Here is a 7,131-nt window from a genome sequence, read left to right on the forward strand (position 1 = left end):
AACAAACTAAACATAATGAGGTAATAAGTTGATGACCCAATATTTGTATCACGATCCGGTAGTAGATGCTACCCTAATTTCTCTGAATGAATTGGAAGTTCGCCTAAAGCTCCCTGCTGATGCGAATCAAGTCACGCTAAACTATTGGAATAAATATAAGCCGGAGTATGGTATTCGGAAGCAAGCGATGACGTTATGGGCGGAATCGGGGGAATTTAAGTACTATCGCACGATATTGACGGGTATGGAATCTCGCATTCGGTACCTTCAATATAAATTCAAGTTTGCTGCAAAGGGGGAATCCTACTGGCTGGGTGCTGAGGGATTATGTAAGACGGAAGGAACCAGAGGCAGCTATTCGTATGCCTATGCGGGAGATCGCGACATGGTGAACTCTCCGGAATGGATTGGGAACCGTGTATGGTATCAAATCTTCCCTGAACGTTTCTGTAACGGTGATCCCGAGAATGATCCGGAATCTGTGGAACCTTGGGGGAGCGTGCCAACGCGGGACAATTATATGGGAGGTGATCTTCAAGGAATCATCAAGCAATTGGATTACCTGAGCGGGCTTGGCATTAATGCGCTGTACTTAAATCCGATATTTGCGGCTACGTCGAACCACAAATATGACACCGTGGATTACTTTCAAATCGATCCGCAATTCGGGACGGTACAAGATCTGCAAGAGCTTGTCCAAAAATGCCACGAACGCGATATCAAGGTGATTCTCGACCTGGTAATCAATCATTGCGGGTTCTATCATCCATATTTTCAGGACGTCGTGAAAAAAGGAGAAGCTTCGGTATATAAAGATTGGTTCTATATTAACCGGTACCCGGTTCACCGAAGCGAAGACGGTTACGATTCTGTAGGTTATTATCAATGGATGCCTAAGCTGCGGACATCGAATCCCGAAGTTCAGCAGTACGTATACGATATCGTTTCCTTTTGGCAGAAGGAGACGGGCATCGACGGCTGGAGAATCGATGTCGCAGATGAGGTGGAAATCAGCTTTTTGCGGGAGCTGAAATCCTGTGTCAAGAAATTAAATCCTAACGCTATCATTATTGCAGAAATCTGGGATGATGCCAAGCGCCTGATGGCGTCTGGCGGCGTGGACAGCGTGATGAACTATGAGCTGCGAACGATTCTGTTCGATTACTGTCTGGATCGTTCCATCCTGCTTGCGGAGTTCCATTCCAGACTTGTGAGTTTACTCCATCGTTATTCCTTGGCTGAACTAAATCAAATGTTTAACCTGCTAGGAAGCCATGACACGGAACGAATCTTGACGCGTTGCGGGAAGGATGAAAGCAAACTACAGCAACTGCTGGCCCTTCAATTCTTCCTGCCGGGGAATCCTACCGTTTATTACGGGGACGAACTGGGAATGACCGGGGAGAATGACCCAGGCTGCCGCGGGAGCATGCCTTGGCAGCTCGTCGAGGCTGAACCGCAGTTGTTAAGAGAGTTCCGCACCTGGATTCGGCGTAAAACAACCGATCCGGTACTGCAGCACGGCAACACGGAGCTTAGATACCGGGAAGACTCGGAGTGTTACGTCATTCGGCGCTACACCGAAACCAAAGAAGCGGTGCTTTTAATCAATTTTTCGCAGGACCGGCAAGCTTTGGACGTCGTGATGAAGCGGTTTGACTTGATTGGCGCTTATACAATGGATCATTCGCAGGATACCGGGAACTTGCCTGAATTCATCGGTCCCGGAGATACGATTCTTTTCCAAAAACAGAATTAAGGAGATCAATCTATGATAAATAAATGGAGCAGGCTATTGCCGATTTTACTCGCCGTGACCCTGGTTTTGGCGGGCTGCGGTTCCAAGGGGAAGCAAGAGACGGCGAACGGGACAAGCTCGGATGCGAAGCCGGGCAAGGAGGTCACTATAACATTCTGGCACCACTACAGTACTGCATCTCCGGAAGAGAAGACGTTAAAAGAGGTGCTTATTCCGAAATTTGAGGAGGAGAATCCCGGGATTAAAGTTAACCCTGTTGCCTTTACTTGGGAAGACCTGCATAAGAAGCTGCAGATCAGCGGCAGCGCTGGCGATTTGCCGGACGTAGCCCGGTTGGACATTATCTGGGTGCCGGAGTTCCAGAAAAGCGGGTTGCTGCAACAGTTAGACGCATTTGAAGATTTTGACGAGGTTGCCGGCAGCTTGCTGGAAGGCCCGCTGTCTACAGCGAAGGTAGGCGATCACTATTACGGACTTCCTCTCAATACGAATACCAAGGTGTTGTTCTGGAACAAGGAGATGCTGTCGCAAAGCGGTGTAGAGCAAGCGCCTGAAACCACGGAACAGTTTTTTGAAGCTTTGGGTAAAATCAAAAGTAAGTATGAAAAAAGCTGGGGATTCGGTGAACCGGCCCTTCAAGGCTGGAACGTCTTACCGTGGATTTGGAGCAACGGTGGGGATGTACTCTCGCCTGACTTCACAACGGCTGACGGTTATTTGAATAGCCCAGCTTCGGTAGAAATTTTGACGAAACTTAAAAACGCCTACAACGCCGGTCAAATTTCCGGATTTAAGCCGGGAGATGTAGCGGTTACGGAAGGTCATGCGAGCGGAAGCTATGCCATGATGGCGGAAGGCCCGTGGGCGGTGGCTCAGTTCCAATCGCAATTCCCTGATTTCGACGTCGAAATGGCTTCTTTTCCGGCGGGATCGGCGGGCTCCATTCAGGTGTTGGGCGGAGAGGATATCGGGATCTTTAGTAAAGACAAGCAGGAGGAATCCTGGAAATTCGTGAAGTTCATGGTGTCGGAAGAGGCTCAGATCGAGATGGGCAAGATCGGACAAATTCCGGTTAACCTCGCCTCAATGGAGAATGCCGATGTCAAGGCGATCGATTATTATCCACCGTTTCTTGAACAGTTGAAGACGGCTAAAGCTCGCCCGCCGGTTAGTGCTTGGCCGCAAATCGACGGCGTGATTAATGATGCGATGAGTAAAATTTTCATGACGGATGCGGATGTAAAAACGGAGCTGGATGCGGCAGTCCGTGCCATCGATGCTTTGTTGAAGGAGTAGTCCATTATCAGGAGAGCGTTTTCCGTACGGGAGGCGCTCCCTTTTACGAAGGAGTCAACATGACATGCGCCAAAAAAACGGAGCAGCCGGATACTTGTTCTTTTTGCCCGGATTTTTATTTTTTGCCTTATTTATTCTCTACCCGTTGATCCGGAATTTGATCTACAGCTTTTATGATTTTCGGCTCACGAACATAAATCATCTTGAATTTGTGGGATGGGATAACTATAAGCATGTGTTCGGGGATGAAGTGTTCTGGATTTCGATACGAAATATTTTTATCTACGGGATCATTTCTGTACCCGGCCAAATGATTTTGGGTTTTCTGGTCGCCTATGCACTTTATCAGAATCGCCCCGGTACCAAGACGTTTCGGGTGCTTTACTTCTTGCCGGTCATTACGTCTTGGGTCGTTGCCTCGTTAATATTTAAATACGTTTTTGCCGATCAGGGCTTTTTGAATTATGCCATTACGGATATCCTTCATCTGACGGACCGGACGATCAGTTGGTTAAGTGAACCGGGAAAAGCCTTGATCGTGATCGGAGCCCTTGGGATCTGGAAAGGGGTTGGCTGGGCGATGGTTATCTACATGGCCGCGCTGCAAGGGGTACCCAAAGATCAATATGAAGCGGCTTCTTTAGACGGCTGCAATGCGTGGAACCAGATCCGTTATATCACGCTGCCATCGATTCGAAACACGACGTTTTTTATCCAAATGATGTTAATTATCGGTGCGTTTAATGTGTTTACATCCGTGTACCTCATTACCAATGGCGGACCGTTGCATCAGACCGAAGTGATGTTGACGAGAATGTATCAGAAGGCGTTCTCCGAATATGATCTGGGTTACGCATCGGCGTTATCCTATGTCTTTGCGGTGATCATTGCTGGATTAACGGCTGTGCAGTTCCGTCTGAACAAACAGGAATAGGGGGCGAACCATATGCGCTCGCTGAAAACATTTTGCATCTACGCCCTGCTTGTCGCGGGCGGACTGATATCCATTTACCCTTTAGTGTATATGCTGCTAACCGCTCTCAAACCCATGACGCTGTTATTTGAGTTTCCGCCTCGCTTTTTGCCTTCGGAAATGACCTGGTCCAATTTTAGAGAAGCGTGGGGAAGTCAAAATTTCGCGTTATATTTGTTGAATAGCTTGCTGGTGACCTTGGCTAGCTTTGCGCTTATCTTTCTGCTGTCTTCCATGTTAGCCTTTGCCTACTCGCGGTTTGACTTTAAGGGAAAAAGCCTAAGCTTTGCAATTATTATGGGAGGCTTGGTCATCCCAAGTTTGACGTTGCTGATTCCCCAGTTTGTCCTGATTCGTCAGTTGGGTTTATTCGATTCACGGTGGGGGCTTATCGTTGTCTACGCCGCAGGTGCCATTCCGTTTACAACTTTCTTGCTTAAAGGCTTTTTCGATTCCATAACCCGTGACATTGATGAGTCGGTGGAGATGGAAGGGGGCGGCGCCTGGACGTTATTCGCTTCCATCATTTTGCCTCTCTCCAAGCCGGCATTTGTTCCAGCCACGATCTTTAACGCGCTGACCGTGTGGGAAGAGTTCCCCTGGGCACTAACCATCATCAATGATCCACTGAAAAGAACGTTACCGATTGCCCTGGCCAATTTCCAAGGGCAATATACGACGCAATGGGGCATCGTGTTCGCAGGTTCGCTGATCGCTGTTGTCCCGATTATCTTACTGTTTCTGCTGCTGCAGCGGTACTTTATCGCTGGCATTACGGCCGGAGCGGTAAAGGGGTAAACCAAGCGACCGCAAGTGTAATTCCACCTTTTGTGCAAACGATTGACCAAGTCTTAGCACCGGTGATATAATCCAGCACATACAGGAAAGTAAACGTTTACGTTAGGCGCAAAAAAGGTTCTACATTGGACGCAGATGTTTTTTTCAGAGAACGGAAAGAGAAGCATTGGCTAATGAGAACCAACAGGGCGCACGTTGTCTATGAATATTTGAAACCACCTGATGGGGAAGATGATTACAGGTTCCTGCCACCAGCTTGCGGAACGTTTCGGGGAAAAGCGACCATATGATGAATGAGCATAGAAGGTGCGGGGATTTGGCGCATGGACAACATTGTTGACGGGAATTGTCTGCACCGGGCTCAGCTTCTTAACCCTTGCTTGGTGCGGGCGAAATTCTTCGGACTTCAAATGAAACACGTGCTGCTGAATTTAACGGGATTGGAGTGAGGATGTTGTCAGTACAAAAAGAATTCCACGGCACCATCGATTACGGAGATGTGGCGGTCACCGGGGGAATCTCGGTGTTTGATGCGAAGTTTGATGAGCTGTATGTATACGATGGTGATGATTTAGGAGCGGTGTATACCCCGGAACAAACTCGTTTTCGCTTGTGGGCCCCCACCGCCTCCGAAGCCAAAGTCATTCTGTACGAAACCGAGGACGGGACGCCGGTAAATGAGCTGCCCATGAAGCGGGATGTGCAAGGAACGTGGACCTTAACGGTACCGGAAGATTGCGGGGGGTTATTCTACACGTATCGTGTGAAGGTTGGGGAGCAGTGGAACGAGGCAGTTGATCCTTACGCGAAAGCGGTGGGCGTGAACGGGAAAAAAGCGGCGATCCTCGACCTGCGCAGCACCAATCCGGAAGGATGGGAGAACGATCAGAAGCCTCCGCTGGCTTCGCCGACGGATGCGGTGATTTATGAGCTGCATGTTCGAGATCTGTCGATTCACCCGAGAAGCGGCATCCGCGAAAAGGGGAAGTTCCTCGGTTTAACCGAGGAAGGTACTCGCGGGCCGAACGGCATTCCAACGGGGCTCGACCATATTGCCGGACTTGGCGTGACGCATGTGCAACTGCTGCCGATCTTTGATTACTCGCAGGAAAGCGTGGATGAAAGCCGCCTGGATGAACCCCATTACAACTGGGGGTACGATCCTCAGAATTATAATGTGCCGGAAGGCTCTTACTCGACGGACCCGTATAACCCAGCCGCACGGATCCTTGAGCTGAAACGTCTCATCCAAACGCTGCACGCTCGCGGACTTCGAGTGATTATGGATGTAGTATACAATCACGTTTATGACGGGTATCTGATTCATTTCACCAAGCTCGTGCCGGGTTATTATTTGCGGTACAAGTCAGATCGGACGTTCTCGGACGGGGCATTTTGCGGCAATGAGTGCGCTTCGGAACGGCCGATGATGAGAAAATATATGATTGAGTCGATCCTGCACTGGGTGCGGGAATACCATATTGACGGGTTCCGCTTTGATTTGATGGGACTGATCGACATCGAAACGATGAATGAAATCCGCCGGCGGTTGGACGAGATCGATCCGACGATCCTGACGATCGGCGAAGGCTGGATGATGGAGACGGTGCTTCCCAAGGAGCGTCGGGCCAACCAGGACAACGCCGGGAAGCTGCCGGGCATCGGTATGTTTAACGACGGGCTGAGGGACTCGGTAAAAGGGGATATTTTTATCTTTGACCGCAAAGGCTTTATTAGCGCCGGCGACGGCTTCGAGGACGGGGTGAAGCGCGGCGTGGCCGGGGGAATTAACTATGACGGAGGCCAGCTCCGGCAGTTTGCGGTGGAACCGGTTCAATCGGTGAACTATGTGGAGTGCCATGATAACCATACGTTATGGGACAAAATCGAGCTGTCCACGCCGGGCGTTTCGGACGACGAACGCCGGGCGATGCACCGGCTCGCCTCCGCAATCGTGCTGACGAGCCAGGGCATCCCGTTCCTCCACGCCGGTCAAGAATTTATGCGCACGAAGGGCGGCGTGGAGAACAGCTATAAATCGCCGATCGAGGTCAACTGGCTCGATTGGGAGCGCTGCGCTGCGCATCAGGACGACGTGTCCTATATGCGCAGCCTGATCGCCTTGCGCAAGGCGCATCCCGCGTTCCGCCTGAAGACGGCGGACGAGATCCGCGCGCATTTGCGCTTTGAGGCAGCGCCGCCGCACGCCGTGGCGTTTACGCTGCGCGACCACGCGGGTGGCGATCCAGACCGCCACCTGTACGTGCTCTACAACGCGAACCCGGGCGCGTTGTCGCTGGAGCTG

Annotated in this window: 6 protein-coding genes; all 6 read left to right on the top strand. The window is 50.5% G+C overall.

The genetic code is table 11. From position 1 onward, the window contains the following. Positions 1 to 31 precede the first annotated feature (31 nt). Positions 32 to 1,759 carry a glycoside hydrolase family 13 protein gene (locus tag POTG_RS06010; protein WP_050769704.1) on the top strand — a complete coding sequence of 576 codons (1,728 nt, stop codon included), beginning with the start codon at positions 32 to 34 and terminating at the stop codon, positions 1,757 to 1,759. Between the two features lie 12 nt (positions 1,760 to 1,771). Next, positions 1,772 to 3,055: an extracellular solute-binding protein gene (locus tag POTG_RS06015; protein WP_009223927.1), complete on the top strand. Its 1,284-nt coding sequence runs from the start codon at positions 1,772 to 1,774 to the stop codon at positions 3,053 to 3,055. A 64-nt stretch (positions 3,056 to 3,119) separates the two neighbouring features. Continuing rightward, entirely contained in the window at positions 3,120 to 3,989 is an 870-nt protein-coding gene (locus POTG_RS06020; protein WP_009223928.1) for a carbohydrate ABC transporter permease, read from the top strand. A gap of 12 nt (positions 3,990 to 4,001) precedes the next feature. Next, positions 4,002 to 4,826 (top strand): carbohydrate ABC transporter permease, encoded by an 825-nt coding sequence (locus POTG_RS06025; protein ID WP_009223929.1) that lies wholly within the window; start codon positions 4,002 to 4,004, stop codon positions 4,824 to 4,826. 323 nt (positions 4,827 to 5,149) lie between these two features. After that, entirely contained in the window at positions 5,150 to 5,275 is a 126-nt protein-coding gene (locus tag POTG_RS25120) for a hypothetical protein (protein ID WP_269724326.1), read from the top strand. A gap of 5 nt (positions 5,276 to 5,280) precedes the next feature. Next, positions 5,281 to 7,131 (top strand): type I pullulanase (pulA, locus tag POTG_RS06030; RefSeq protein WP_083791420.1); only part of this gene is annotated, 1,851 nt, incomplete at its 3' end.

Origin of the sequence: Paenibacillus sp. oral taxon 786 str. D14, assembly GCF_000159955.1 — a bacterium.
In the GTDB taxonomy this organism is placed as follows: Bacteria; Bacillota; Bacilli; order Paenibacillales; family Paenibacillaceae; genus Fontibacillus; species Fontibacillus phoenicis.